Below are 25,847 nucleotides of genomic sequence, written 5' to 3' on the forward strand. Positions count from 1 at the left end.
AGGCACCGATCTGGTATCGACCGGCATCACGGAGAATACATGGCCTTGCAGCCAACGCAACCGAGTCTCCCTCCCACCATCGAGTGGCGTGACGACACTCTTTTCCTGCTGGATCAGACGCGCCTGCCCCACGCGTGCGTCGTCGAGGCAACCCGCACCGTGGAAGCCGTGTGGCGGGCCATACACGAGTTGCGCGTGCGCGGTGCGCCGGCTATCGGCGTGGCCGCGGCGTACGGTCTGTGCGTGGCGATGCAGCCGGAGCGGGGCGCTTCGCGCGAAGCGTTCCTCGCGCGCCTCGAACAGCATGCCGCGTATCTGGACAGTGCGCGGCCCACGGCGGTGAATCTGCGCTGGGCGCTCGACCGGATGCTCGCGCACAGCCGCGGCCTGCCGGCGCAGCAGGCGGCAAACGGCGAAGTGCTTTATGAAGCACTCCTGACCGAAGCCATGCGCATTCATCGCGAGGACATCGCGCTTTGCGCGCAGATTGGCGAGCAGGGGCGCGCGTTGATCGCGCCGGGCAAGGGCGTGCTCACGCACTGCAATGCGGGCGCGCTGGCGACCACGGGCATCGGCACGGCCACCGCGCCGCTCTATTGCGCGCACCGCGACGGCGTGCCGTTCCGCGTCTACGCGGACGAAACGCGTCCGCTCCTGCAAGGCGCGCGATTGACGGCCTACGAGTTGCAGCAGGCGGGGCTCGACGTCACGCTGATCACCGACAGCATGGCGCCCGCGCTGATGGCCGAGGGTTTGATCGATCTCGTGATCGTGGGCACCGACCGCGTGGCCGCGAACGGCGACGTAGCGAACAAGATCGGCACGCTGGGCGTGGCCATTGCAGCGAAGCACTTCGGCATTCCGTTCTACGTGGCGTGTCCTTCCTCCACGCTCGATCTGCGCACCGCGCGCGGCACGGACATCGTGATCGAGGAGCGCGGCGCCGACGAAGTGGCGCAGCTGGGCGGGCAGCGCAGCGCCCCCGCCGGCATCCAGGTGCGCAATCCCGCCTTCGACGTGACCCCGCACGAACTCGTGACCGGCATCGTCACGGAACTGGGCATAGTGCGTGCGCCGTTCGAGTCCAATCTCGCGGCGCTCTTTGCGGCCGGAGAGAAAGCAGCGGGAGAAGCGGCATGAACGGCGAGCGCCGCGCAGGCGAAGCCGCGGTGCGCGCACGCGAAGTGCGCGAAGAAGCGGCCTTGCGTCAGCAGATCGTCGATACGGTGTGCGAGATGGAGCATCTGGGCATCAATCAGGGCACCTCGGGCAACGTGAGCGCGCGCTGGTGCGAGGGGCTGCTGATTACGCCGAGCGGCGTGCCGTCTGCCGATCTCACGCGCGAGCGCATTGTCTGGATGCCGCTCGACGTGCGCGACGACAATCCGCTGTTCGAGGCGCAACGCCCCTCCTCGGAGTGGCGCTTTCATCGCGACATTCTGAGCGCGCGGCTCGATGTGAACGCAGTCGTCCATACGCATTCGAGTGCGGCCACCGCGCTTGCGATCCATGGCCGCGGCATTCCCGCCCATCACTACATGGTGGCGGCAGCGGGCGGCAACTCGATCCGCTGCGCGCCGTATGCGATCTTCGGCAGCCAGGCGCTCTCGGACCGCGCGCTCGAAGCGCTGCGCCACCGCTTCGCGTGTCTCCTTGCCCATCATGGCGTGATTGCGCTGGGCCCGGATCTTTCGCGCGCGCTGTGGCTCGCGAACGAAGTCGAGGTGCTGGCAAAACAATATCTGCTGGCGTGCCAGCTCGGCGAACCGCCGCTGCTGACCGATGCGCAGATGAGCGAAGTGATCGAGAAGTTCAAGGGGTACGGGCCGCGCAAGTGAGACGAGAAGCGTGGGCCCGGGCAGTCGTGGCAAGTCGTAGCAATGTGCGGTACACACGGTAACTCAGGTAATCGAGAGACGGCTCGCATCAGGCGAGACGGCACACAAGAGACAGGAGACAGCGATGGCGTGGAGTTCTGCAGGTTTCGACGGATGGGTCGCGCCGCGTGCGCGTTTTGGGGCAAAGGCGGGGGCAACGGCGGGCGCGATGGTTCTTGCCTTTGCGGCGATGCTGGGCGGCTGTTCGAAGAGCGAGTCGCCTTCTTCGAGCGATGCGTCTTCGGGCGCGGCCGCGGCGAACGCGCCCGCGAGCGCGCCGGCGCAGGAAGCGGCCGCACCGGCGGGCGGCAAGTTGAAGGTGGGCTTTTCGATCGCCACGCTCAACAATGCATTCTTCGTAGGCCTGAAGAATGGCGTGGAGCGCGGGGCGAAAGAGCAGGGCTTCGATCTCGTGCAGACGAATGCCAATGGCGACGCGCAGCAGCAGGTCAACGACGCGATGAACCTGCTGAGCCAGGGCGTGAACGCGCTCGTGCTCAACCCCATCGACTCGAAGGCGATCATCCCCGCCGTGGAGAAGGCGAACGCGATGAACGTGCCCGTGTTCATGCTCGACCGCGGTTCGGACGGCGGCAAGGTGACGTCGTTCGTCGCCTCGGACAACGTGGCGCTCGGCGCAACCGGCGCCAAGTGGATCGCCGACCAGCTCACCAAACGCTATGGCTCGCCCAAGGGCAACGTGGTCGATCTGATCGGCCTCGTTGGCACGACGGCGGCGACGGACCGCGAGAAAGGCTTCTCGGATGAAATCGCCAAGTATCCCGATATCAAGGTCGTGGCGCGTCAGGAAGGTGGCTTCGATCAGGAGAAGTCGCTCAACGCGATGACCAATATCCTGCAGAAGTACCCCAAGATCGATGCGGTGTTCGGCGCGAACGACGACAACACGGTGGGCGCCGAAAAAGCCATCGACAATGCAGGCCGCTACAAGCCGCTCGGCGCTCCGGATCACATCATGATCATCGGCGCGGACGGCACGGCCCAGGCGCTGCAGGCAATCCGTGCGGGCAAGCAGGACGCGACCATTTCGCAGAATCCCATCGGCATGTCGGCGAAGGCGATGAGCTTCATTACCGACTACGAGGCGAAGAAGGACGTACCGGCGAACTACGCATGGCCGACCTATCTGATCGACAAGGCCAACATCGATTCGGACGGTGTGAAGCAGTACGGCTTGTGGGCGCAGGAAGTCTCGCAGTAACGCGCGTCGATCAACGCGTCTGGCGCGCGCCTCGCGGCGCGCGCCGGCGCTCAGGATGAACGGATGAAACGCGAACCAGGTTCGGCCCTGCACGCGCAGCACGCGGCGCAGGGCAGCACGGGCGCCGGCGCCGGCGGTCATGTCGGCGCAGGTGCGCAAGGTGCGGAAGGTGCCTCGGAAGGCGCGGCCGCACGGGCCGCGGCGCCGCTCTTGCGCATGAGCGGCATCGTGAAGAGTTTTCCCGGCGCGAAGGCGCTGCGCGGCGTGAGCCTCGAACTGCATGCGGGCCACGTGATGGCGATCGTCGGCGAGAACGGCGCGGGCAAGTCGTCGCTCATCAAGACGCTTTCCGGCGCCTACGAGCCGGATGAGGGCACGATCGAGATCGACGGCCGGCGCCTTGGGCGCGGCACCCAGGCGGCCATCGACGCGGGCGTGGCCGTGATTTACCAGGAGCTCTCGCTCGTCAACGACATGACCGTGGCCGAGAATCTCTTCCTCGGCCGCATGCCCGCGCGCTATGGCTTTCTCGCGCAGCGCGAGGCCAATGCGATGGCGCGCGAGGCGCTCGCGCAGGTGGGGCTGGAAGGCGTGGCGCCCACCCTGCGCGTGGGCGACCTGCCGCTGAACAAACGTCAACTGGTGGAAGTGGCGAAGGCGCTCGCGCGCGACGCCCGCATCCTCGTGATGGACGAACCTACCGCGGCGCTCCAGCACCACGACATCGAACACCTCTACGCCGTGGTGCGCCGGTTGCGCGCGGCGGGCATGGGCATCATCTTCATCTCGCACCACCTCGAAGAAGTGTTCGAGCTGGCCGATTCGGCCGTGGTGATGCGCGACGGCGCGACCGTGGGGGCGAGACCCATGTCCGAATGGACCGAGCCTGCGCTCGTGCAGGCCATGGTGGCGCGCAATCTCGACTCGTTCTATCCGTGGGAAGCGCGCCCCTATGGCGACGTGGTACTCGAAGCGCGCCATCTGGCGAGCGCGCCCGTGCTGCGCGACGCGAGCTTCAGCGTGCGTGCGGGTGAGATTGTGGGGATCGGCGGGATTGCGGGGGCGGGGCGCACGGAGCTTCTCAAGACGCTGTGCGGGGCACTCCCGCTTACCGGCGGCGAACTGTGGCTGCGCGGACGCAGGCTCGCGCTGCGTTCCCCTGCACAGGGCGTGCGCGCAGGTATCGTCTATACCGCCGAAGACCGCAAGCTCGAAGGGCTCGTGCTGGAGGCGAGCATCGAAGAGAACATCGCGCTCTCCAGCCTGCGTGCGCTCGTGCGCGGCGGCTTCGTGAGCGCGGCCCGCAAGCGCCGTCTCGCGCGCGAGGCGAGCGAGCGCTTCGCCGTGCGCGCGCCTTCGGTCACGCAGCTGACCGGCAATCTCTCGGGCGGCAATCAGCAGAAGGTGATACTGGGGCGCGCCACGGCCACGTCGCCTTCCGTGATCCTGCTCGACGAGCCCACGCGCGGCATCGACGTGGGCGCGAAGACCGAGATCTACGCCGATATCGTCGCGATGGCGCGCGCGGGCGCCGCCGTCGTGCTCGTGAGCTCCGAATTGCCGGAGCTGCTGGGCATGTCCGACCGCGTGCTCGTGATGTACCGCGGCAGTATCGTCGGCGAGGTGGCGCGCGAGCACGCGAACTCGGAGACGATCATTCAATGGGCCACCACCGGAGTTGCAGCATGACGTCCACCACCGTTCAGCAAAACGAAACGGAAACCCTGCAGCAGCGCGTATTCAGGCAGATGCGCAGCGGCCTCGGGCCGCTGATCGCGGCGCTCGTGCTGATCTGCATCGGGCTCTCGATCGCTTCGCCGGAGTTTCTCACCCCCAGCACGCTCACCAACATCATGGTGCAGGTTTCCGTGGTGGGCATTGCCGCCGTGGGCGGCACCTTCGTCATCATCACCTCCGGCATCGATCTTTCGGTCGGCTCGCTCGTGGCGCTCTCGGGCATGGTGGCGGCCACGGTGATGGCCGGTGCGAGCCCGGATGCCGTGGGTCTCGGCCTGGCGGGCCTCGTCGTTGCGATCGTGACGGGGGCCGTGGTGGGCGCGATCAACGGCTTCGCCATTGCGTGGCTGCGTCTCGTGCCGTTCATCGTCACGCTCGCGATGATGGCGATGGGGCGCGGTCTCACGCTCGCGATTTCGGACGGCCGCACCAAATTCGACTTCCCCAATGTGTTTACCGCCTTCGGCGCGAAGCATCTGGGCGGCTTGCCGATGCCCATGCTCGTGATGCTCGCCGTGTTCGTGATCGGGCACGTGCTGCTGCGCAAGACCGCTTTCGGCCACCAGGTGTTCGCGGTCGGCGGCAACAAGGAGGCGGCGCGCCTCGCCGGCATTCCGGTAAGCCGCGTGATCTTCCTCACCTACACGCTGGCCGGCGCGACGGCCGCGATTGCGGGCATCGTGCTGGCGGGGCGGCTCAACTCCGCGCTGCCCTCGGCCGCGAACGGCCTGGAGTTGCAGGTGATCGCCGGCATCGTGATTGGCGGGACTTCGCTTTCGGGCGGGCGCGGCTCGATTGTCGGCACGTTCATCGGCGTCGTGCTGATCGGCGTGATCAATGTCGGGCTGTCGCTGCTCGGCGTCAATCCCTTCTGGACGCAGTTCATCCAGGGCGGCGTGATCCTGGCCGCCGTGCTGCTCGACGCGCTCAGCCAGCGGCGCAAGCGCTGAGTGCGCCGCCTCATCCCTGACGGGCGGCGCACACGCCGCCGATTCTGGAGACGCGAGACGTGAAAAAGATCATCAATCACCCGGACCACTTCGTCGATGAAATGATCGACGCGCTGTTGCTCGCCCACCCGGGCTGGCTCAAGCCCGTGACGGCCGACCGCCGTGCGCTCGTGCGCGCCGATGCGCCGCGCGAGGGCAAGGTGGGCATCGTGACGGGCGGCGGTTCGGGGCATTTGCCCGGTTTTCTCGGCTATGTCGGCAAGGGGTTGGCGAGCGGCGTGGCGGTGGGCAACGTGTTTTCGTCGCCTTCTTCCGAGCAGATCCATGAGGCCACGAAGGCCGTGGACGGCGGCGCGGGGGTGCTCTATCTGTACGGCAACTACGGCGGCGACGTGTTCAACTTCGATCTTGCCGCCGACCTCGCGGAGGCAGACGGTATCGAAACGCGCACCGTGCCGGTGGCCGACGACGTGGCCTCGGCACCCGCCGAACGCGCTTCGGAGCGGCGCGGCGTGGCGGGCATGGTGTTTGGTTTCAAATGCGCGGGCGCGGCGGCGGAACGCGGCGATACGCTCGATGAAGTGGCCCGTATCGCCGCAAAGGCGAACGGCGCGACGCGCACGATGGGTGTGGGCCTCTCGCCCACCATCCTGCCGGCGGCAGGCAAGCCCACGTTCACGCTGCCCGACGGCGAGATGGAGATCGGCATCGGCATTCACGGCGAGCCGGGCACGCACCGCGGCAAGCTGGAAAGCGCGGACGCGATTGCCGAACGGCTTGCGAAGGAGATCCTGCGCGATCTGCACGCGGCCGCGGGATCGCGCGTCGCACTGCTTATCAATGGGCTGGGCGCTACGCCGCTCGAAGAACTGTATTTGTTGTACCGGCGTGCGGCAAGCGAAGTGGCAGCAGCGGGATTGCACGTTACGCGTGCCTATCTCGGCGAGTATGTGACGAGCCTCGAAATGGCGGGTGCCTCGATCACCGTGATGCAACTCGACGAAGAACTCGATGCGCTGCTCGATGCGCCGGCGCGCTCGCCGTTCTGGCGCGAGGGTTGGCGTGTGGACGAGGGAGGTGTGCGATGAGCCTGCCCGTGGAGAAATTGCGTGTGCACCTCATAGCAGTCCTGAACAAGATGCCAGCCTGCGCCGAGGAACTGCGCGAACTCGACGCCGCCCTGGGCGACGGCGATCTGGGCTTGACGGTATCGGCCGGCTCGCGCGCGGCCGCCGAGGCCATCGCGAAGCTGCCTGACGAGGCCACGGCTTCGGATGTGCTGCTCGCCATGGGCAAGGCATTTTCCACGGCGAACCCATCGACCTTTGCCGCACTCGTGGGCGGCGGCTTGCTGGCAGCCGCCAAAACGGTGACGGGCCGGCACGAAGTGGGCAAAGCGGAGGCGCTTGCCATGGGCCGGGCGCTGGCCAACCGGATCGCCGAGCGCGGCAAGGCGCAACTGGGCGACAAGACCGTGCTCGATGCGCTCGTGCCGAGCCTCGACACGCTTGAAGCGGCGAGCGGCGACGAGCGCGCGCAACTCGACGCGATGATCGCGACCGCCGCGCAGCAGGTGAGCGCCACGGCCGCGCTGCAGTCGAGGAAGGGGCGCGCGGGCTGGCTCCAGGAGCGCAGCGCCGGCCACCCGGACCCCGGCGCGACCGCGTGGCTGCGCTTTCTCGAAGCGTGGCGCGGCCAGGCGGTTAGCGTTACTGTCCACTTGCCGTAGCGCGCAACGGCTTCTGCGTGACTAATCGCAGCTTAGCTTCCTGACGATGCCGCCAGGACCATAGACGAGCCTGCATTCCTTGCTGGAAATCGGCAGTTGCCTTGTCAGCATAACGTGGGTGCCTTCATACCGGCACCCCAACCAGACCGGAACCCCGCTCGATCCAAAACGCCACTGCGCGATCCGTTCGTTACCCGAAGATGCTTTGTCGCTGGTCGGGGCGAGGCTTGCGTTCTTTTCAGGGTTATCGTCGAAGAACGTTACCCCTTGCAGATAGCGAGGCGACGTATCCACATGAGAGGTCCAGCCGTCAGGTAGCGCTGCAGCCAATGACTCATTGACTGAAATCGACGAGGGGCACGACAGCTCTGCTGCGCAGGCCTGGTTTATCAGACCCGCAACAAGTGAGGTTGCCACCGCCACCGCCACCGCCACCGGCAGGAAGTTGCGTTTCACCATTCGATCACCGAGAAAGCGTTGCCGTTGTTGCTGAGCCCACCGGAATGCGGGTGCCAGTAGATTGTCCTCTGACGTACCTGATTCTGGCTGTTCCATTGATCCATGACCTGAATCCCCTGGTCGTTCTGGCCAAGGTAGATGGCGGCGTGTTTGCCGGTGCTTCCGTGCTGCGGATATTTGCCGCTCACAAAAGTGGCAATAGGCGTTCCCGCCGGAACCGGGTCTGTTGCGCCGGGAACCAGCCTGACGATTTTCGTGCCCTCACGCCACACCGCCGTAGTGGGCGCATTCAAGGTTTGGCGGACGAACTCGACGCATTCCGTGTGGCCTTTCGCATTGGGAAAGCGACGCCCGCCGTAGACTGCCGCGTTAGCCAGTATGTGGCTCATTTCGATTATTCCGTGACTATGCGTGTGAAACGCCAAACAGTACTTGCTAGTTTTCGTCGTTCATATGGGTAATGGCCTAAAAGAGCGCTGCGCGCTCCACTCGCCGCGATGATCGCGACCGCCGCGCAGCAGGTGAGCGCCGCGACCGCGTGGCTGCGTTTTCTCGAAGCGTGGCGCGGCCAGGCGGTTAGCGCACCACCGTCCATTTGCCGTAGCGCGCAACGGCCGCTTCGTCGAAGCCGAAGCCAAGCCCTGGCGTTTGATGCAGCACGATGCGCCCGTTGCGGCGCGTGAGCTGGCGGTCGATGAGGCGGCGGAAGTTCAGCACCTGGTCGTCCCAGAAGTACTCGACGTAGCACGCATTGGGCGTGGCGGCCACGAGCGGCGCATGCACGTCATGGAACCAGTGCGGGCACATCGCCACGCCATGGCTCGCGGCGGTGGCCGCAATGCGGGCGACTGGACCCATACGCGCGCGTTGCTGGACGCGTTCCAGTCGCCGGACTTCGACGTGTTCGCGGGCACCGAAACCCTGTTGCTGCCCACGCTCCAGCATGGCGGCGCGGGCTGCATCACGGCCACGGGCAACGTCAATGCCGCCGCTATCGTCACGCTGCTCGTGCTGCTGTTCGTGCCGGCGCAGAGCGTGGATCATCAGGAGTCCACCGCACTGGCCAGATTATTACAGGCCTTGCGTGCCGTTCACGCTGGCCGTGCTGGCATTGCCCTCGCAGTCGCGCTCATATTTGGCGTGAAGGCGGGCTTCGGCCTTTTCGATGTCGGTGGGGTAGTAAGCATCGATACGGCCGGGCTGATAGCCCACCGATTCGAGTTCGCGGAGTTCACGCACCATTTGCCGGTGCGTGACGCTGCCGGAACGCACGAAGGGGTAAGCGTGGCATTCGTGCGGCGTGAGCGGCGCGGCCTGCGAAGCAGTGGAATAACCGAGGCTCAGGCCGAGAAAGACAGCGGTCAGGCTCAGTACGGTAGCTTTGCTCATGATGGACTCCTGTGTTGGGTGGATCGGTCGGATTCGGAATTCATGTTAGAAGACCTGATAAAAATTGAGGTGTCGGGGACGTTAATATTGTTTAACCGGCACCTCTGCACAGGAGTGCTTGTCATGGTGCGCAATGCATTTCCCATTGCTGATGCTGCATGACCTTGTGGCATACCTGATAGCGGCTTGCATGAGCCGGAACGGAGAGCGCGAGGGCCAGGCCGAAGAGGGCGGCAAGAGTGGCGAGCTTCATGGTGATCCTCCTTGGTGTGCGATAGGGGGCAATGCAAAGACCAACTTAGTCCCACTCTCGCGAGATGCCCAACACTTGAGGATTAAGCTTTCTTAACGGCACGCAGGAAACGCCGCGCGCCCGGCGCGGCGCCCGCTTTTCGCGCGAACGCTAAAAGACTTTTAATGTTCGCGCAATTGCCCGTGGGGCACGATGCCGCTACCGTGTGGGAACCGGACTAGCGATAGAGAGGGCGGCCTTTCCATGCACCATCCCATGCGGGTACAAATGATCGACGAAGGCGGGCAGCGTGCGCTTCGTCTCACCGTCGGCGGCGATAGCACCGTGCTGGACGGCGCAGGCCTGGGCGAGCTGATCGAGCAGCTAGCGCTGCACCGGGCCGCGATGAAACCCGCGGTTCCCGAAGCGATGTCGCCAAGGCACCGCTATCACATCACCGTCGATCCCTGCTGGTACGCCGAGCCCAGCCCGCTTCTCGATGCCACGGTCGTGTTCTTTCGCCACCAGGGATTGGGCTGGAGCGGCTTCGCGCTGAAGGACCGGCAACGCGCGGACTGGCTCGGCGAACTGCGCGGGGCCGTGCGAACCCTGGAAGGCGGACCCGGCCGCGGAGAGAAGCCGTGCTAGACCCCCGCGTATCGGTGGCCGAGGTGGCAGCGGCCAACGAACCTTCTGCCGAAGTCGAACTCGAAATCGTCAACCCGTACGGTGCGAACGCACTCATGCTCAAGCTGGGCACGAGCCGCGTGTTGCTCGACCCTGCCGAAATCGACGAACTGATCGAGGCGCTGGGCTTCGCCCGCGCGGATCTCGAACCGGCTGTGCCGGCGGAAGTGCCGCGCGATCACCCCTTCCCCATCGAAACCGAGCCCCACTGGAAGATCGTTGTCGATCCCGCGTTCGCGGGCGTGGTGCTCTTCTTCCGGCATAGCGGGCTGGGCTGGACCGGCTTTGCCATTCCACTCGCGAGCGCTCACCGCCTGCTGGAAATCGGCGAGCGGCGCGTTTCGCTTCCCACGAGCCAGAGTGTGAATTAGGCGCAGTTGCGCGATTGAACGAAAGCGGGCGCGGGGCGCAAAGGCGCCCCGCGCCCGCTTTTTCTTTCGCGTTCGCCATGCGAAAAAAACCCAACGCCCGGGAAGGCGTTGGGGTGACAGTGGTTTGAAGAACGGCTGCCCAGGGGGACAGGCCGCACCGGCATGGTATGTCGATCGAGGCGCGATTGAATACCTCGAATACTGAAAATCTCTTTTCCGATGTGCGATTGCGTGCGGCCCGGCACCTCCGGGCGGGCACAAAGATTAACAACGCTTAATCCACGTGGCGATGGCGCGTTATGTGCGGTCATGCATGATGGCGGCAACCCGAAAGACGGGGCGGCGGATGCGTTCATCCCGCACTGCCGCAGAGATCCTGAGCAGCCGCAGGCCTACGGCTGCGCTCTACCCAGATGTGCGACTCATGACGCGGATACTTTCTGTAGACGATGACGAGCTTATTTTGCAGGAGATCCAGACGTCTCTCTGCGCGTGCGGGCACGAGGTGGAAACGGCGACCACGGGCCGTGTCGGCCTTGCCAAGATCATGACCGGCCCCTACGACGTCGTGACGCTCGACCGGGCGCTGCCCGACGTGGATGGCCTTGCGGTGCTCACGACCATGCGCAGCGTCGGCATTCATACGCCCGTGCTGATCCTGAGCGCGATGTCCAATCTGGACGAGCGCGTGCGCGGCCTGCGCGCGGGCGGCGACGACTATCTGACGAAGCCGTTCTCGCCCGAGGAGATGGCCGCGCGCATCGAAGTGCTCCTGCGCCGCAGCAGCCAGGGCTCCCCCGCGGAGACGACGCTGCGCCTCGGCACGCTCGAACTCGATCTCATCACGCGCCGCGCGCAGTTTCGCGGCCGCACGGTCGATTTGCTGCCCACCGAGCTGCGCATACTCGAATACATGCTGCGCCATCCGGCGCAGGTGCTGACCCGGACGATGATCTTCGAGGAGGTCTGGGGTTACCGGTTCGATCCCGGCACCAACGTGATCGACGTGCATGTGAGCCGCCTGCGCACCAAGCTCGCCAAAGCGGGCGAGAGTCCCGCCGTGAAAACGGTACGTGGTTCCGGCTACATGCTGGCGGAGTAAGCGCGGCGCGGGTCTTGCGCGCGGCTTCGCCAACCTTCTTTCTTCTCTCGTTCCTGGTTTCCGATGAACGCTATCGTTCTGGTCGCCCTGAAACGTCCGTTGACGTTCGTGGTGATGAGCATATTGATTGTCCTGTTCGGAGGGATGGCGGTCTTCAAGACGCCTACCGACATCTTTCCGAACATCAAGATTCCCGTGGTCGCCGTCGTGTGGACCTATAACGGGCTGTCCCCGCAGGATATGTCGGGCCGCGTCATTTACTACTACGAGCGCTCGCTCACGGCCACGGTCGAGAATATCGAGCATATCGAAAGCCAGTCGCTCTACGGGCGCGGCATCGTCAAGATCTTCTTCCGCCCGGGCACCAACATCGCGGCGGCGCAGGCGCAGATCACCTCGATTTCGCAGACGGTGCTCAAGCAGATGCCCGCGGGCATCACGCCGCCCCAGGTGCTGTCGTATAACGCTTCGTCGGTGCCGGTGCTGGATCTTCAGGTCTCGGCGCCGGGCATGACGGCGGCGCAGGTGTACGACATGGCTTCGAACCTGATCCGCCCGCAGCTCGTGGCGGTGCGGGGCGCCGCCATTCCCACGCCGTATGGCGGCGCGTCGCTCAACGTCGAGATCGACCTCGACCAGACCAAACTGCTCGCGCACGGCCTTTCGGCCACCGACGTGGCCAAGGCGCTCCAGTCGCAGAACGTGGTGCTGCCGGCCGGCGACCAGAAGATCGGCGCGCTCGACTTCATGGTCGAAACGAACGCCACCCCCGTGCAGGTGGACTCGTTCAACAACATGCCGATCAAAACCGTGGACGGCGCAACGGTATTCCTGCGCGACGTGGCCTACGTGCACCGCGGCTCGCCGCCGCAGATCAATGCGGTGCTGGTGAAGGGCAAGCAGGCCGTGCTGATCCAGATCCTCAAGAGCGGCGACGCCTCCACGCTTTCGGTTGTCAAAGGCATCAAGGCGGCGCTGCCCGGCATTCTGCGCACGCTGCCGCCCGGCGTGCAGATCAAGACGCTCAACGACGCTTCCGGCTTCGTGAGCGACTCCGTGCGCGAAGTCGTGCAGGAAATGATCACGGCGGCGATTCTCACCGGCCTCACCGTGCTGCTGTTCCTCGGCAGCTGGCGCTCCACGCTGATCGTCGCCACCTCCATTCCACTCGCCATTCTCTGCTCGGTGCTCGCGCTTTCGTGGCTCGGCCAGACCATCAACGTGATGACGCTGGGGGGGCTCGCGCTTGCGGTCGGCATACTCGTGGACGACGCCACGGTGATGATCGAGAACATCGACACGCACCTGGAAGCGGGCGCGGAACTGGAGCCCGGCATCATTGCGGCGGCGAACCAGATCGTCGTGCCGACTTTCGTGGCCACGTTGTGCATCTGTATCGTCTGGCTGCCGCTTTTCCAGCTGGGCGGCGTGGCGGGCTTCCTGTTCCTGCCCATGGCCGAGGCCATCGTGTTCGCGATGATCGCTTCGTTCATTCTCTCGCGCACGCTCGTGCCTACCATGGCGGCCTGGCTGTTGCGCGGCCAGGTGGCCGCCCATCATGGCCATGGCCGTCCGCCGGGTTTGTTCGGGCGCTTCCAGCGCAGCTTCGAACATGCGTTCTCGCGCTTCCGGGTGAGCTATCGCGAGGTGCTGACCGTGGCCGTGGCGAGCCGCCGCCGCTTCGTGCCCATCTTCGTCGCCTGCGCGTTCGGCTCGCTCGTGCTGGTCCTGTTCCTCGGGCGCGACTTCTTTCCCGGCATCAAGTCGGGCGAAATCGACATGCACATGCGCGCGCCCATCGGCACGCGGCTCGAAGAGGCGTCGAAGCTCGCGGTGCTCGTCAACGGTTCGATCCGCATGCTGCTGCCGGGCAAGGTGACCAACGTGCTCGACAACTGCGGCCTGCCCGCGAGCGGCATCAACGAGGCCTATAACTCCACCGGCACGATCGGCCCGCAGGATTGCGATATCACGATCAGCCTCAAGGACGAGCGCTCGCCCGTGGACGATTACCGCTTCCTGCTGCGGCGCGAGTTGCCCAGGCTCTACCCCGGCACGACCTTCACGTTCCTGCCCGGCGACATCACGGCGAAGATCCTGAATTTCGGCTTGCCTGCGCCTATCGACGTGCAGATCGCGGGCCGCGGCCAGGAGGCGAACTACGCCTACGCGCAGCAACTGGCTGCGCGGCTGCGCCGCATTCCGGGTGCCGCCGACGTTCACATCCAGCAGGCCTTCAACGAACCGACGCTGAAGATCACGGCGTCGCGCGCGTTTGCCTCCGGCATGAACCTCACGGAGGCCGACATTGCCAACAACGCGCTCGCCACGCTCTCGGGCAGCGGGCAAACCGCGCCCACGTACTGGCTCGACACGTCGAGCGGCGTATCGCACCTCGTGAACATGCAGACGCCGCAGAACGAACTCACTTCGATGAACGACCTCGAAACGATCCCCATCGATGCCGGCACCGGCACGCCCGATGGCGCGCATGCGCAACTGCTCGGCGCGCTCAGCCGGATCACGCAGACGGGCATGCCGCTCCTCGCCACGCACTACAGCATCCTGCCTGCCATCGACATCTTCGTGAGCAACCAGCGGCGCGACCTGGGCGGGGTGTACGACGACGTTTCGCGCGTGGTGAAGGACATGCAGGGCACGCTGCCGCACGGCGCGAGCGTGCACCTGCGCGGCCAGGCACTGACCATGAGCAGTGCTTATGTCGAGCTGCTGGGCGGCCTCGCGCTCTCGATCCTGCTGGTGTATCTCGTGATCGTCGTGAACTTCCAGTCGTGGCTCGACCCGTTCATCATCATCACGGCGCTGCCCGCCGCGCTGGCGGGCATCGTGTGGAGCCTCTTCGTCACGCACACCACGCTCTCGGTGCCCGCGCTCACGGGCGCCATCATGTGCATGGGCACGGCCACCGCGAACTCCATCCTGGTCGTGTCGTTTGCGCGCGAACATCTCGCGCAGTACGGCAACGCGGTCGAAGCCGCGATCGAGGCCGGCTTCAGCCGGATCCGTCCGGTGCTGATGACGGCACTCGCCATGATTATCGGCATGCTGCCGATGTCGTTCAGCAATACCCAGAATGCGCCGCTCGGACGCGCCGTGATCGGCGGTCTGACGTTCGCCACCTTTGCCACCCTGCTTTTCGTCCCTTGTGTGTTCGCGCTGCTGCACCGGGATCATCAACCCTCGATGGAGGCACAGTCATGAGCGCTAACAGGGAAGTGCCGGTTCCGCGCCGGTTCGGGCCGCGTGCCTGGCTCGTCGTCGCGGGCGCGTTCGCGGCCGCCGTCGTGGCCATGGGCTTGATCCAGCGTCACGACAACCTCGCCGAACTGCGCGACGTGGCCGACGAAGATTCGATCCCATCGGTGCAGGTGATTGCGCCCGCAAGCGGCCCGGTGACACACACGCTCACGCTGCCGGGCAACATCCGCGCGTGGTACTCGGCGCCGATCTATGCGCAGGTGTCCGGCTACGTGCTGAAGTGGGACAAGGACTATGGCGCGTTCGTGAAAGCCGGCGAAACGCTGGCCACGATCGACGCACCCGCGGTGGACGAGCAGTATCAAAGCGCGATTGCGGATCTCGACGTGGCACAGACCAACTACAACCTGGCCGCGCTCACTGCGAAGCGCTGGCAGGCGCTGGCGGGCACTCAGGCCGTGGCGCAGCAGGAAGTGGACGTGAAGGCTGCCGACGCGGCCGCGCAGGCCGCGAAGGTGCGCGCGGCGCAGCACCAGGTGGCGCGCTATCGCGTGCTGGAAGGCTTCAAGCGCATCGTCGCGCCGTTCGACGGCGTGGTGACGGCGCGCAACACCGACGTGGGCAACTACGTGAACGCGGCCGGCGGCGACGTTTCGGCGCGCGGCGCGGCCGACGAGCTCTTCACCGTGGCCGATATCCACGAGATGCGCGTGTTCGTTTCGGTGCCGCAGGACTATGCAACGATCCTCAAGCCCGGCCTTACGGCCACGCTCTCGCTGCCGCAATATCCGGACCGCACCTTCCAGGCCACGTTCGATACCAGCGCGAACGCATTCAACCCGCAGACGCGCACCGTGACCACGGAACTGCTCGTGCCGAACCCGGACCATCTGATCTGGCCGGGCACTTATGCGAACGTGCATTTCAACGTGCCGCTCGACCGCAGCATTCCGGTGGTGCCGGAGCAGGCGCTGCTGTTCCGCTCGGACGGCATGCAGGTGGCCCTGGTGGGCGCCGACGATCGCGTCCACCTGCAGGACGTGAAGCTCGGCATCAACTTCGGCAAGACCGTGCAGGTGCTCTCCGGCCTGGCGCCGCACGACCGGCTGGTGCTCAACCCCTCCGCGGGCATTCTGGAAGGCGAGCGCGTGCGTGTGATGACCGGCCCGCCTGGCCTCGCCGTGCCGGCTGAAGCGGGTACCGCCGCGAAGGAAGGCGCCTGATGATGCGCGTACCCCGCATGGCCGCGCTGCTCGCGGTATCGGCACTGGCCGGCTGCGATCTGGCGCCCGCTTATCATGCGCCCGCCATGGTGCTGCCCGTTTCGTACACGGGTACGGGGCCGTTCGTGAAGGCGGCGCCTTCCGATCAGCTTCGGCGTGGCCCGTGGTGGCAAATGTTCGGCGATCCGCAGCTCGACGGCCTCGAAAAACGGCTCGACGAGGCGAACCCCGATCTGGCCGCCGCGCGCGAAACCTGGCAGCAGGCGCGCGACGCCGTTGCCGAAGCGCGTTCGGGGCTCTTTCCCGAGCTTGGCATGAACGCGTTCACCTCCGAGAACCGCGAGTCGCATCACACGCTGTTCCATAGCGGCGGTGGCCCCTACCAGGAGCAGTCGAACGGCTGGGGCGGCGCGGCGTCCTGGCAGCCCGACTTCTGGGGCGAGACGCGCAACCTCACGCGCGAGGCCTCGCGCAATGCGCAGGGCACGGCCGCGGCGCTGGCCGATGCGCGGCTCTCGCTCGAAATGGAGCTCGCGTCGGATTATATGGCGATCTGGGGATTCGATAAGCAGCACGAAGTTTATGCGCAGACCATCAGGGCCTATAAGACGGCCGTGTCCATCACGCAGATGCGGCTGGCCGACCAGATTTCCTCCGGGCTCGACGTGGCGCGTGCGCAGAACCAGTTGGCCTCGGCGCAGGCGGCCGACACCGAAGTGCTTGCGCAGCGCAGCGTGCTCGAACATGCCGTGGCGGCACTCGTGGGCGCCAACCCCATCGACTTCCGTCTCGCCGCGCTGCCGCGGCAGGACTACGCCGTGCCCACGGTGCCGGTGAGCGTGCCGTCACTGCTGTTGCAGCGGCGTCCCGACATCGCGCAGGCCGAGCGCGCGATGGCGGCGGCCAATGCCGCCATCGGCGTGTCGCGTGCGGCGTTCTATCCGAACATCCGTCTTTCCGCCTCGGCGGGCTTCGAGGATACGGGCCTCGGGCTCGCGTCGTTGCCCAACGCGCTCTGGGCCGTAGGCGCGGCCGCGATGATGCCGTTGTTCGAAGGCGGCCTGCGCCGCGCGCAGTTGCAGGCGAGCTGGTCGAGCTTCGACCAGGCGGGCGACCGCTATCGCTCGACGGTGCTGCAGGCGTTCCGCGAAGTGGAAGACGACCTCTCGCTGACCGACCGCCTCGCCACCGAAGCGCAGCAGCAGGAAGCGGCCCTGCAGGCCGCCATGAAGGTGCAGCAGATTTCGCTCAGCCTCTATACCGAGGGGCTCGACAACTATCTGAATGTGACGGTGGCACAGATCGCGGCCCTGAGTGCGCAGATTGCGGAAGTGCAGGTCCAGACGCGGCGCCTGCAAACCTCGGTGGCGCTCATTGGCGCGCTGGGCGGCGGCTGGAGCGTCGATCAATTGCCTACGCCCGGGCAGACGGTGCCGTTCGGGCCGCTCGCTCGGGTCTCGCGTGCGGCCAGCGATGCCGCCGCCAACCCATGATTTGTCGCGGGGATGTGAGATGACGGGATTCAAGGACATTCTGGTGCACGTGGATGCGAGTGCGGCCGGACAGGTGCGTCTGCAACGATCCGCCGATCTGGCGGCACGGCACGGCGCGAGGCTGAACGCGCTCTACGTGCGCGAGCGGAGCATTGCGCAGCAGCGGCGGCTCAAGTCGTCCGAACTCGGCCTCGTGCCCGGCGCGCAGGCCAGTTCGCTGCGCGCGTCGATCGAGAACGAGCTCGACGCGCAGGCCGGGTGCCTGCGCGCGCGGCTCGACGAACTCGGCCGCGCCTATGGGATCGAGGTGGCCTGGCAAGCCGGCGAAGGCCGTGCGCGTTTCGTGGTTCCGCAGCATGCGCGTTACGCGGATCTCACCCTTGTCGGCCACGACACCCAGGAGGACGCCGATCTGCCCGAGGAATACTCGTTCGCGGAAACCGTGCTGTTCACAACCGGCAGGCCGGTGCTGATCGTGCCGCAGGACGTGGCGGAAGAAGACGTTGACCTGGAAAGCGTGAGCGCGCTGGGCCGCAAGATCGCGCTGGCCTGGAACGGCAGCCCCGCCTGCGCACGGGCATTTTCGGCGGTGCTGCCGCTGATCGAGCGCGCGGACTGGACGACGGTGCTGATCGTCGAAGGCGACGAGTCCGCGCGGCCCGAGCGGCTGCCGCTCGAGGCGGTGCTGGATCACGTGCGCCGTCACACCGACAAGGTCGAACTCCGCGCGCTGGCGCCCACCGGCGCGCCGATGGGCGATCTTTTGCAGGGCGCGGCGCTCGATCAGGGAGCGGACCTGCTGATTGCCGGAGCACATGGCCGCCCGATGTTGTGGGAAAAGCTGCTGGGCAGCGTTACGCGAACGCTGCTGACCGATATCAAGCTGCCGCTTGCGATGTGCGGCTGAGTGGCATGCAGTACGCCGCTCGCTGACAAAAAGTTAATGTTGGCGATTCGCATGGGTTAAATCACCCTGCGTATGCTCAGCGAAACTTCATGAACGGCAGGTGGTGCTCGCGCAATCGGCGAAAGAGGACTCCGGTTTGCAAGGACGAAGCAATGATCGGACTATGTTGAGCATGCGCTGGACGGACCGCAAACCCATGGCGCCGCATGGACCGGTTCTGCCGCAGGCCGATGCACGCTCGCAGTCGCTTGAAGGGCAGCATTGGCGGACCACCACGTTTCGCTGGCTCACCGCCTATGCGGCCATTTTTTCGCTGGCGTTCATGGCGCTCATCGGGCTGATCGAATACTCGGTCACGCACGCGATGGAGCGCGAGGCCGATAGCGGCCTGCGCTGGCAACTGCGCTACTTCGACGCGCGCAGCGACGCAGAACTGGCGCCTGCCATCGCACTGCGGCTTTCGCGCGACAGTCCCCATTTGAACCACTACGGACTCTTCAGCGCCGATGGCCGCTACGTGGCCGGCGATCTCGACACGCTGCCGGGCGCGCTGCGCTTCGACGCGGTGGGGACGACGCACGAGCATGCACGCGGCGAGAACGTGACGCTGAACGTGGCCGGCTCCCCCAGCCCGTTGCGCGTGATGGGGGAGCAGAGAGCGAATGGCCAGCGCCTCGTCGTGGCGCGTACGCTCGCAGACGTGAGGCGCGTGCACGGCGAACTCGTTCGCGCGCTCGTGATCGGCGGCCTGTTGTGTCTGGGCGGCAGCGTGCTGGGCGGCGTCCTCATCAGCATGCACCAGATGCGGCGCGTTTCGGCCATCCGCAAGGCGACGGCATCGGTGGCGGCCGGCAACCTCTCGCTGCGATTGCCGGCCGAAGGGCGCGACGAACTCGCCATGCTGGCGCAACTCGTCAACCGGATGCTGGACGAGGTCGAGCGTCTCATCGCTGAAGTGAAGATGGCGTCGGACGGCATCGCGCACGATCTGCGCACGCCGCTCGTGCGCTTGCGCGCGCGCCTCTCGAATGCGGGCGGCGAAGTCGGCGCGCGCCCCCCCGAGGAACTCGCTGCCGTGATTGCCGGTGCGCGCGCAGAGATCGACGGGCTGCTCGACCGCTTCACGGCCATGCTGCGCATTGCGGAGATCGGTTCGCGCCAGCGCCGCGCGGCCTTCGCCGAGGTCGATCTGCGCTCGCTCGTTGGCGATCTCTACGATCTCTATGAACCGCTCGCCGAAGAAAAGGGCGTCGCGCTCGAAGCGCACCTCGCCGATGTGCGGCCCGTTGCCGCGGATCGTGCGCTGTTGTTCGAGGCTTTCAGCAATCTGCTCGACAACGCCGTGAAGTTCGCGCCGCAGGGCGGGGTGGTGCGCGTGAGCCTCGAAGCGCTTGCCGAGGGGGCTGCATTCAGCGTGGCCGACAACGGCCCCGGCATTCCCGAAGAGGAACGTGCGCTCGTGCTGGAACAGCTCTATCGCGGCAGCCGCACGCGGCATCTGCCGGGCAGCGGGCTTGGGCTCGGCATCGTGTCGGCGGTGATGCGGCTGCATGACTTCACGCTGGCCATCAGCGGATCGAACGAGGGGACGGTCGTGCGCGTGGACTGCTGGCCACACCACCGATAAAGACGAACAACGAATGAGAGTATTGCTGACGGCAAGCGCCGACACGACGCGCCACTACATGCAAAAGGCGCTGACCGAGAGCCTGAACAGCGTCGAATCGACGGACGATCTGTTTTATGCCCTGCATCTCGCGCTGAACGAGGACTTCGACGCCATCGTCATCTGCCGGCAGAGCGAAGAGGACCTGGGCACGCTGTTCGACGTGCTCGGCGATCTGCGGCGGCTCGCCAGCGCGCCGGCTATCGTGATCGCCCTGGGCCGCGCCACGCCGGCGGAATGTGCGCAGCTTCTGCGCGCCGGCGCGGACGCCTGCTATGTGCAGCCTTACTCGGTGCTCGAAATTCACGAGCGCATTCATGCCCTGCGGCGCAACGCGGCCTACGGCAGCGAGGTGCGGACCGGCGCGCCGCGCCTCGATCCGATGACGCGCGAAGCCGTGGAGGGCGAATTGCGCATCCCGCTCACCACGCGCGAGTTCCTCCTGATCGAATGCCTGCTGCGCCGCGCGAATGCACCGGTGGGCCGCGAGCAGCTTACCCGCTACGCGTGGCCCGAACGCGACGACGTGGAGCCTTCGAGCGTCAACCTCGTGGTGTCGCGGCTGCGCAGCAAGCTGAAGGCAGCGGGCGCGCGCTTCAGGATCGACACGGTCAATCGCTACGGCTATCAACTGAGCACGACGTAGCGGCTACGAGGGGCCGGTTGAAGGCCCCTGGTTGCTACGAGCCGAAATAGGGCGTGCAGAAGTCGGGCGGCCCGACGCAGTTGCCTGGGCCATCCGCCGTGCGTTGCAGCGACGAACAGCCCGCGAGGGCGAAGGCGCCGATCGCCGCGACGATCAGGCCTCGTGCCAGTCTGGTCATTGCTCTTTTCGTCATGTTGCCCTTCCTTCCGGTCGCCATGGCGCGAGCGCACGGCGGCCAGTGCGATTAATGTGCGTAGAGCGTCGAGTTCAGGTAGTCGAGCTGGCCGTCCTTCTCCGCCTGGATCAGTTCCTGATACACCTCGGCGCGGGTTTTTTCGTGAACCGGCTCGCCATAGGGCGGAACCCAGCCCCCGTTGTACGGGGTGGTCTGTGCCTGCGTGGTGGTGGCGGCAGCGGCGGTGGTGCTGATGGTCGGCTGCCCGGAGTTGTTCGTATCGGGCGATGTCTGCGCGTATGCCGATGCCGAACCACAAGCGGCGAGGCCGGCAGCGATACAGAATGCGATGGCGTTCATGGTTTCTCCTGACCCGGAATTCGCACGTACACCGAGTGGGTACGTGCGACTCAGGATAGTCAGGTATGCCTACCAAAACGGCCGCGTAAAGATGAAGAGATGTTTAGGCAGCATGCAACGCGCAGCGTGCCACACCCAGCGTGCAGTCCGCAGCGTCCTTTCAGCCGAGCAGGTAGCCTGAGCCGCGGACCGTGCGCAGGAGCGACGGCATGCCCGGTGTGTCGAGGCGGCTGCGCAGCCGGCCGATGTGCACGTCCACGATATTGCTGGCCGGATCGTAGCGCCCGCCCCACACCGATTCGAAGATCATGGTGCGGGTGAGGACGGTGCGCGGGTGGCGCATCAGGTATTCGAGCAGCTTCAGTTCGGCGGGGCGCAGCTTCACCGGCTTGCCGTTCGCAGTGAGCGTGTGGCGGATCAGGTCCAGTTCGAGCGGCGGGACGCGCAGGACGGTGGCCGGTGCGCTGGTGTGGCGGTAGCGGCGCAGGATGGCTTCCACGCGCGCGAGCATCTCTTCGGCGACGAAGGGCCGCGTGAGGTAGTCGTCGCAACCGGCCCGCAGGCCCTGCACGCGTTCTTCCACCGCCTGTGAGGAACTGACGAGCACGATGGGGGTGTCCATGCCCACGCTGCGCATGGTGGTGACGATGGCGAGTCCGTCGAGGTCGGGCAGCCGGCGTTCGATGGTGATCGCGTCGTACTGGCCGGAGAGCGCGAGCGCAATGCCTTCACGCCCGGTGCGGGCGACTTCCACATCGAAGCCGGACTCGGCCAGGCGCGGGCCGACGCCCTGGTGGCCCGGCGCATGATCTTCAATCGCGAGAACTCGGTGCATGGTGGCGGCGGATAGAGAGGTCGGGGAAGGCAGTGAGGGCCGCTTGCAGCGTCATGCCGCGGCATGCCCGGGCTGCAGCGAAGCGGGCGAGGGCGCCGAGGTTGCTGAAGCCGACGAGGCCGGCGAGGCCGGCGAGGTCGCGGCGCGAAAGCGCTCCACGGCGAAGTCGATGAAGTTGCGCACCTTGATGCTCAGATAGCTGCGGCCGGGATAGACGAGCGAGAGCGCGCGCTCGCCGCCGTTGATCGCATACTGGTTGAGAACGGGCATCAGGCGGCTGCACGCGAGGTCTTCGGCAACATAGGGGAGCGGTAGCACGCCGATGCCCATGTCGGCCAGTGCCGCGGCGCGCACCGTGGCGTAGCCGTTCGCCACCAGTGGCCCGTTCGCCGCCACGCGGTGATTGGCCTCCTGGCTGCCGAACTCCCATGTGCGCGGCCCGTTGGCCGCGACCAGCAGATCGTGCCCGGCAAGATCGAGCGGCGTATGCGGCGCGCCGCGACGCGAGAGATAGGCGGGCGTAGCGACGGCGATCTCGCGGATCGACGTGAGATCGCGCCGCACGAGCGTGGTGTTGACGGGCTGGCGGTCGATGGCGAAGCACAGGTCGAAGCCGCCCTCGATGAGGTCCAGGTGCGACTCGAACACCGTGACGTCGAAATCGACGCGTGGATTGGTGCGCCGGTAGGCCCCGAGGAGCGTGGCGAAGTCCGGCCCCGCGAAGATCGAATGCGAGGCAATGCGCAGCACGCCGCTCGGGTCGCGCGTGGTACGAACGAGTTCGGACTCCATATCGTCGAGCTTTTCGAGCACGGCGCGGCAGCCGTCCAGATAGAGCTGACCGGCTTCGGTGAGCGAAAGCGATCGCGTGGAGCGGTTCAGGAGGCGCATGTTCAGATGCGCTTCGAGCATGCCGATGCTGCGCGTAACCGCGGCGGCGGACATGCCGAGCTGCTTGCCGGCGAGGCCGAAGCTGCTCAGATCCACGACCTTCGTGAACACGCGCATTGCTTGAAGCTGATTCATGGGCAACCCGCTGAGAGTGACGCGCTGGAGTCAGGCGCATTGGCGAATGCGCGGGGCGTTCCTGCGTGCGGTAGGTCTCGCGTCTTTCGGCCGGCGATGCGGCGTGCAGCGCACGGTTCTGCATCGTCCCGCACGGTCCTTGCTATCGACCGATCCGATTATCGGCTGCTCAAGCCGGACACTCGCTGAAGTTGCAGCAGGTTGCGCATTAAACCTGTGTCATCGAATTGAAACAGAGTGCGGCCATGGACCCTGCATGGGGCAGCGTGCGCCGCAAATGCAAGAGGCGGCGCGAACGCCGCCTCTTGCGCTAACGGCCCGGCGATTACTGCGGCGTTTTCACGCTCAGGCTGTTGGTGAGCGAGCTCACGCCGTCCACCTTCTGGGCCACCTCGCCGGCGAGATTGATCTGCTCCTGGCTGACGCAGTTGCCCGTGAGCGTCACGGCGCCGTTGACGGCCTTCACGTAGACATGCGTGGGGTCGAGACCTTTCGTGCGCGCCAGTGCATGACGCACCTTCTTCACGAGCGCGCGGTTCGCCGCCTTCGCTGCCTTGGGCGAAGCCGGGGCGGCTGCCGCCGGGGCCGTGGCGTTCGCGTCGGCCGAACTGGCCTGTGCGTATGCACCGAGGGCCAGCGTCAGCGCGAATGCCGCGGTGGCTGCCTTGGCGACATGGATTGCCTTCATATCGATTCTCCTTGCCCTGTAGATTCGTCGTTACTTGCGTATTCGGTGACGTGGCGCGGAAAGCGGCCGTTGTGCGCGTTGCACGCGGGTCCAGCCTTGCGCGTCACGATCCGGTCATGGCTTCTTCGTCAACTGCCTCGGTGCGGCATCAGAACTGCGTCATGATGCCGACGTTCGCAGCGAACTGGCTGTGACCGTAGCCCGGGCCTTCGTTGATGCCGCCGCCCACTGCGCCGCCGCCGCTGGCGTTGGACGCGCCGCTCGCGCCGTACGGATCGGCGTAACCGTTGCCGAGGCCGATGTTCGACGTCGAGCTGTTGTGGATGTAGCCGAGCTCGGTGTAGAAGAAGGTGCGCTTGGACAGGTTGTAGGTGCCGGCGAGCGTGTACAGCGTGGCGTTGCCGTTGCCGTTATTGGCGTTGGCGTGATAGACGGCTGCCGTAAGCGCCGTGGCGGCCGAGAGCTGCCAGGCGGCGCCGCCCCACTCGTGATCCACCGCGGTCGGGAGGCTCGCGCCGCCCGGCGAAGCTGCACCGTCGTAGCCGGCCTCGTCGGCGTCGGGCGCCGAGAGGTGCTGGTAGCCCGCATAGAGCTTGACCGGGCCGAGCGTGTAGGTGCCGCCCGCCATGATCGAACGCGAGTACAGATAGACGTTGCTGAAGCGGCCGTACGGGTCGCGGATTTCGTCGTAGAGCGCCTGCAGTTCGAAGCTCGATGCGTTGTACTGGGCCTTGAAGCCGTCCGAGCGGCCCTGGCCGCTGCCGAAGCCCGAGGTGTTGCCGAGCTGGCCCGGCGCGCTGCCCGAGCCGCCGTTGCCGTTCCAGTTCGCGCTGTTGGCCAGATCGTATTGGCCCTTCAGGGTGAGGCCGGCGAGGAGCGGCGAGGTGTATTCCACGCTGTTGCCGGCCTGTGCCCAGTTGCGGCCGCGCACGAGCGTGGCGATTGCATACTGCTGCATGAGCTGCGGGTCGATATCCCAGCTGTCCTGAATGATTTCGGAGGCGCCGGCATAGCCGATCTTGAACGTACCGTAGTTGTCGTTCGTCAGGCCCACACGCGCTTCGCGGCCGAACAGCGAACCGTTCTGATAGTTGCCGTTCATCACGTTCAGGCCCATTTCGAGCTTGAAGATCGCCTTCGTGCCGCCGCCGAGGTCTTCCGCACCCTTCAGGCCGAATTCCGATTCGCCCCAGTCGCCGCTTTCCATCTGAACCGCATTGCCGCCCGGAATGCCCTGGCGATACTGGATACCGGCGTCGAGCCGGCCGTACATCGTAACGCTGCTCTGGGCGTGCGCAACGATCCCCGCAGACATGAGCGCCGCGGCGAGCAAAGCCTTCTTCATTCTCTCCTCCATACCTTGAAAGTTGGGTTGTAGTACTACTAACTTTACTCACTGGCTTGCGCCGTGAGCGAAGCGGCCTGACTGAAAGTAGCGATCCCGGTTTGGCGTGGCGCTGTTGCCGCTTTCAGGGAGCGAAACTACTTTCTCGAGCTTTTATTTGTTTATTTTCACAACAAATGTATCAAAGGGAATCCGGCGAGGCGAGGGGGGAATTAGCCGGTTTGCCTGATTGTCTCCAAATTGCAATGGAATTGCGGGGGATATTCCGGATAAAAAATTCTTAATCTAGGCAAGTCATTGTTTTTTAGACGGGATTCGAGGTGCGATGTGTTTTGCAACGTTAGTCTCTATTGCTCTCTCTGTTTTGATGTGGGATATTTCGGCCATTGATAAATGAACGAATATTTATATTTCGGATACATTGATTGGCGAATTGAATTGCGCCTGGCCGACAGAAGAATAGCGGCGAGAATCGGCCGCGCGGTCGTTCAATGGCGGGGCGCTATGGG

The 25,847-nt window shown here is 65.7% G+C and carries 26 protein-coding genes and 1 pseudogene; 16 read left to right on the forward strand and 11 right to left on the reverse strand.

Annotated elements, in window-relative coordinates:
- Positions 1–39 precede the first annotated feature (39 nt).
- The 7 genes from mtnA (at position 40) to BFE01S_RS40375 (ending at position 7,515) form a co-directional block, all read left to right on the forward strand.
- On the forward strand, positions 40–1,140 hold the full coding sequence (gene mtnA / locus BFE01S_RS27320) for an S-methyl-5-thioribose-1-phosphate isomerase (protein ID WP_028228237.1): 1,101 nt from the start codon (positions 40–42) through the stop codon (positions 1,138–1,140).
- Entirely contained in the window at positions 1,137–1,838 is a 702-nt protein-coding gene (locus tag BFE01S_RS27325; RefSeq protein WP_042338710.1) for a class II aldolase/adducin family protein, read from the forward strand. The genes mtnA and BFE01S_RS27325 overlap by 4 nt, the downstream gene beginning before the upstream one ends.
- A 124-nt stretch (positions 1,839–1,962) precedes the next feature.
- Complete coding sequence (locus BFE01S_RS27330) at positions 1,963–3,099, forward strand: sugar ABC transporter substrate-binding protein (RefSeq protein WP_028228239.1); 1,137 nt, start codon at positions 1,963–1,965, stop codon at positions 3,097–3,099.
- Positions 3,100–3,162: 63 nt separating this feature from the next.
- Positions 3,163–4,788, forward strand: coding sequence for a sugar ABC transporter ATP-binding protein (locus tag BFE01S_RS40370; protein WP_245621206.1), 1,626 nt, complete (start codon positions 3,163–3,165; stop codon positions 4,786–4,788).
- Entirely contained in the window at positions 4,785–5,786 is a 1,002-nt protein-coding gene (locus BFE01S_RS27340) for an ABC transporter permease (RefSeq protein WP_028228240.1), read from the forward strand. Before BFE01S_RS40370 ends, BFE01S_RS27340 begins: the two co-directional genes overlap by 4 nt.
- Before the next feature lie 59 nt (positions 5,787–5,845).
- Positions 5,846–6,874, forward strand: a complete 1,029-nt coding sequence (locus BFE01S_RS27345) for a dihydroxyacetone kinase subunit DhaK (RefSeq protein WP_028228241.1) — start codon at positions 5,846–5,848, stop codon at positions 6,872–6,874.
- Complete coding sequence (locus BFE01S_RS40375; protein WP_042338712.1) at positions 6,871–7,515, forward strand: DAK2 domain-containing protein; 645 nt, start codon at positions 6,871–6,873, stop codon at positions 7,513–7,515. Before BFE01S_RS27345 ends, BFE01S_RS40375 begins: the two co-directional genes overlap by 4 nt.
- A 21-nt stretch (positions 7,516–7,536) precedes the next feature.
- On the opposite strand, the gene BFE01S_RS44620 is transcribed toward BFE01S_RS40375, so the two are convergent.
- From BFE01S_RS44620 to BFE01S_RS46295, 5 genes and pseudogenes are all read right to left on the reverse strand, one after another.
- On the reverse strand, positions 7,537–7,974 hold the full coding sequence (locus BFE01S_RS44620; RefSeq protein WP_156967165.1) for an STY0301 family protein: 438 nt from the start codon (positions 7,972–7,974) through the stop codon (positions 7,537–7,539).
- Complete coding sequence (locus BFE01S_RS40380; RefSeq protein ID WP_042338713.1) at positions 7,968–8,363, reverse strand: BPSL0067 family protein; 396 nt, start codon at positions 8,361–8,363, stop codon at positions 7,968–7,970. The genes BFE01S_RS44620 and BFE01S_RS40380 overlap by 7 nt, the downstream gene beginning before the upstream one ends.
- 187 nt (positions 8,364–8,550) lie before the next feature.
- Positions 8,551–8,817: pseudogene (locus BFE01S_RS43455) on the reverse strand (enolase C-terminal domain-like protein); the annotation flags it as partial.
- 228 nt (positions 8,818–9,045) lie between these two features.
- A complete protein-coding gene (locus tag BFE01S_RS27365) occupies positions 9,046–9,363 on the reverse strand; it encodes a DUF4148 domain-containing protein (protein ID WP_028228243.1) in 318 nt (105 codons plus the stop codon).
- A gap of 121 nt (positions 9,364–9,484) precedes the next feature.
- On the reverse strand, positions 9,485–9,616 hold the full coding sequence (locus tag BFE01S_RS46295; RefSeq protein ID WP_281177413.1) for a hypothetical protein: 132 nt from the start codon (positions 9,614–9,616) through the stop codon (positions 9,485–9,487).
- 267 nt (positions 9,617–9,883) lie between these two features.
- On the opposite strand from BFE01S_RS46295, the gene BFE01S_RS40385 reads away from it, so the two are divergent.
- From BFE01S_RS40385 to BFE01S_RS27415, 9 genes are all read left to right on the forward strand, one after another.
- Positions 9,884–10,243: a hypothetical protein gene (locus tag BFE01S_RS40385; RefSeq protein ID WP_052420998.1), complete on the forward strand. Its 360-nt coding sequence runs from the start codon at positions 9,884–9,886 to the stop codon at positions 10,241–10,243.
- Positions 10,237–10,653 (forward strand): hypothetical protein, encoded by a 417-nt coding sequence (locus BFE01S_RS40390; RefSeq protein WP_156967166.1) that lies wholly within the window; start codon positions 10,237–10,239, stop codon positions 10,651–10,653. Before BFE01S_RS40385 ends, BFE01S_RS40390 begins: the two co-directional genes overlap by 7 nt.
- A 424-nt stretch (positions 10,654–11,077) precedes the next feature.
- Positions 11,078–11,755, forward strand: coding sequence for a response regulator transcription factor (locus BFE01S_RS27385; protein ID WP_028228244.1), 678 nt, complete (start codon positions 11,078–11,080; stop codon positions 11,753–11,755).
- Between the two features lie 63 nt (positions 11,756–11,818).
- A complete protein-coding gene (locus BFE01S_RS27390) occupies positions 11,819–14,977 on the forward strand; it encodes an efflux RND transporter permease subunit (RefSeq protein ID WP_028228245.1) in 3,159 nt (1,052 codons plus the stop codon).
- Positions 14,974–16,197, forward strand: coding sequence for an efflux RND transporter periplasmic adaptor subunit (locus BFE01S_RS40395; protein WP_042338714.1), 1,224 nt, complete (start codon positions 14,974–14,976; stop codon positions 16,195–16,197). The genes BFE01S_RS27390 and BFE01S_RS40395 overlap by 4 nt, the downstream gene beginning before the upstream one ends.
- Positions 16,197–17,690, forward strand: a complete 1,494-nt coding sequence (locus tag BFE01S_RS40400; RefSeq protein ID WP_052421000.1) for an efflux transporter outer membrane subunit — start codon at positions 16,197–16,199, stop codon at positions 17,688–17,690. The genes BFE01S_RS40395 and BFE01S_RS40400 overlap by 1 nt, the downstream gene beginning before the upstream one ends.
- Before the next feature lie 19 nt (positions 17,691–17,709).
- Positions 17,710–18,597 carry a universal stress protein gene (locus BFE01S_RS27405; protein ID WP_028228246.1) on the forward strand — a complete coding sequence of 296 codons (888 nt, stop codon included), beginning with the start codon at positions 17,710–17,712 and terminating at the stop codon, positions 18,595–18,597.
- Positions 18,598–18,793: 196 nt separating this feature from the next.
- Entirely contained in the window at positions 18,794–20,224 is a 1,431-nt protein-coding gene (locus tag BFE01S_RS27410) for a HAMP domain-containing sensor histidine kinase (RefSeq protein ID WP_042338751.1), read from the forward strand.
- 13 nt (positions 20,225–20,237) lie between these two features.
- Positions 20,238–20,909: a response regulator transcription factor gene (locus tag BFE01S_RS27415; RefSeq protein ID WP_028228248.1), complete on the forward strand. Its 672-nt coding sequence runs from the start codon at positions 20,238–20,240 to the stop codon at positions 20,907–20,909.
- Between the two features lie 34 nt (positions 20,910–20,943).
- Here the strand turns inward: BFE01S_RS27415 and BFE01S_RS45160 are convergent, their stop codons facing one another.
- The 6 genes from BFE01S_RS45160 to BFE01S_RS27445 form a co-directional block, all read right to left on the reverse strand.
- Positions 20,944–21,087, reverse strand: coding sequence for a hypothetical protein (locus BFE01S_RS45160; protein ID WP_169742671.1), 144 nt, complete (start codon positions 21,085–21,087; stop codon positions 20,944–20,946).
- Between the two features lie 66 nt (positions 21,088–21,153).
- A complete protein-coding gene (locus tag BFE01S_RS27425) occupies positions 21,154–21,444 on the reverse strand; it encodes a DUF4148 domain-containing protein (RefSeq protein WP_028228249.1) in 291 nt (96 codons plus the stop codon).
- A gap of 160 nt (positions 21,445–21,604) precedes the next feature.
- On the reverse strand, positions 21,605–22,279 hold the full coding sequence (locus BFE01S_RS27430) for a response regulator transcription factor (protein WP_028228250.1): 675 nt from the start codon (positions 22,277–22,279) through the stop codon (positions 21,605–21,607).
- A 51-nt stretch (positions 22,280–22,330) separates the two neighbouring features.
- Positions 22,331–23,305, reverse strand: coding sequence for a LysR family transcriptional regulator (locus tag BFE01S_RS27435; RefSeq protein ID WP_042338717.1), 975 nt, complete (start codon positions 23,303–23,305; stop codon positions 22,331–22,333).
- A gap of 325 nt (positions 23,306–23,630) precedes the next feature.
- The gene (locus BFE01S_RS27440; RefSeq protein WP_028228252.1) at positions 23,631–23,993 is read right to left on the reverse strand and encodes a BON domain-containing protein; all 363 of its coding nucleotides are present in this window, start codon (positions 23,991–23,993) and stop codon (positions 23,631–23,633) included.
- A gap of 148 nt (positions 23,994–24,141) precedes the next feature.
- On the reverse strand, positions 24,142–25,338 hold the full coding sequence (locus tag BFE01S_RS27445) for a porin (protein ID WP_028228253.1): 1,197 nt from the start codon (positions 25,336–25,338) through the stop codon (positions 24,142–24,144).
- Between the last annotated feature and the right edge of the window lie 509 nt (positions 25,339–25,847).

Origin of the sequence: Paraburkholderia ferrariae NBRC 106233, assembly GCF_000685035.1 — a bacterium.
GTDB classification, from domain to species: domain Bacteria; phylum Pseudomonadota; class Gammaproteobacteria; order Burkholderiales; family Burkholderiaceae; genus Paraburkholderia; species Paraburkholderia ferrariae.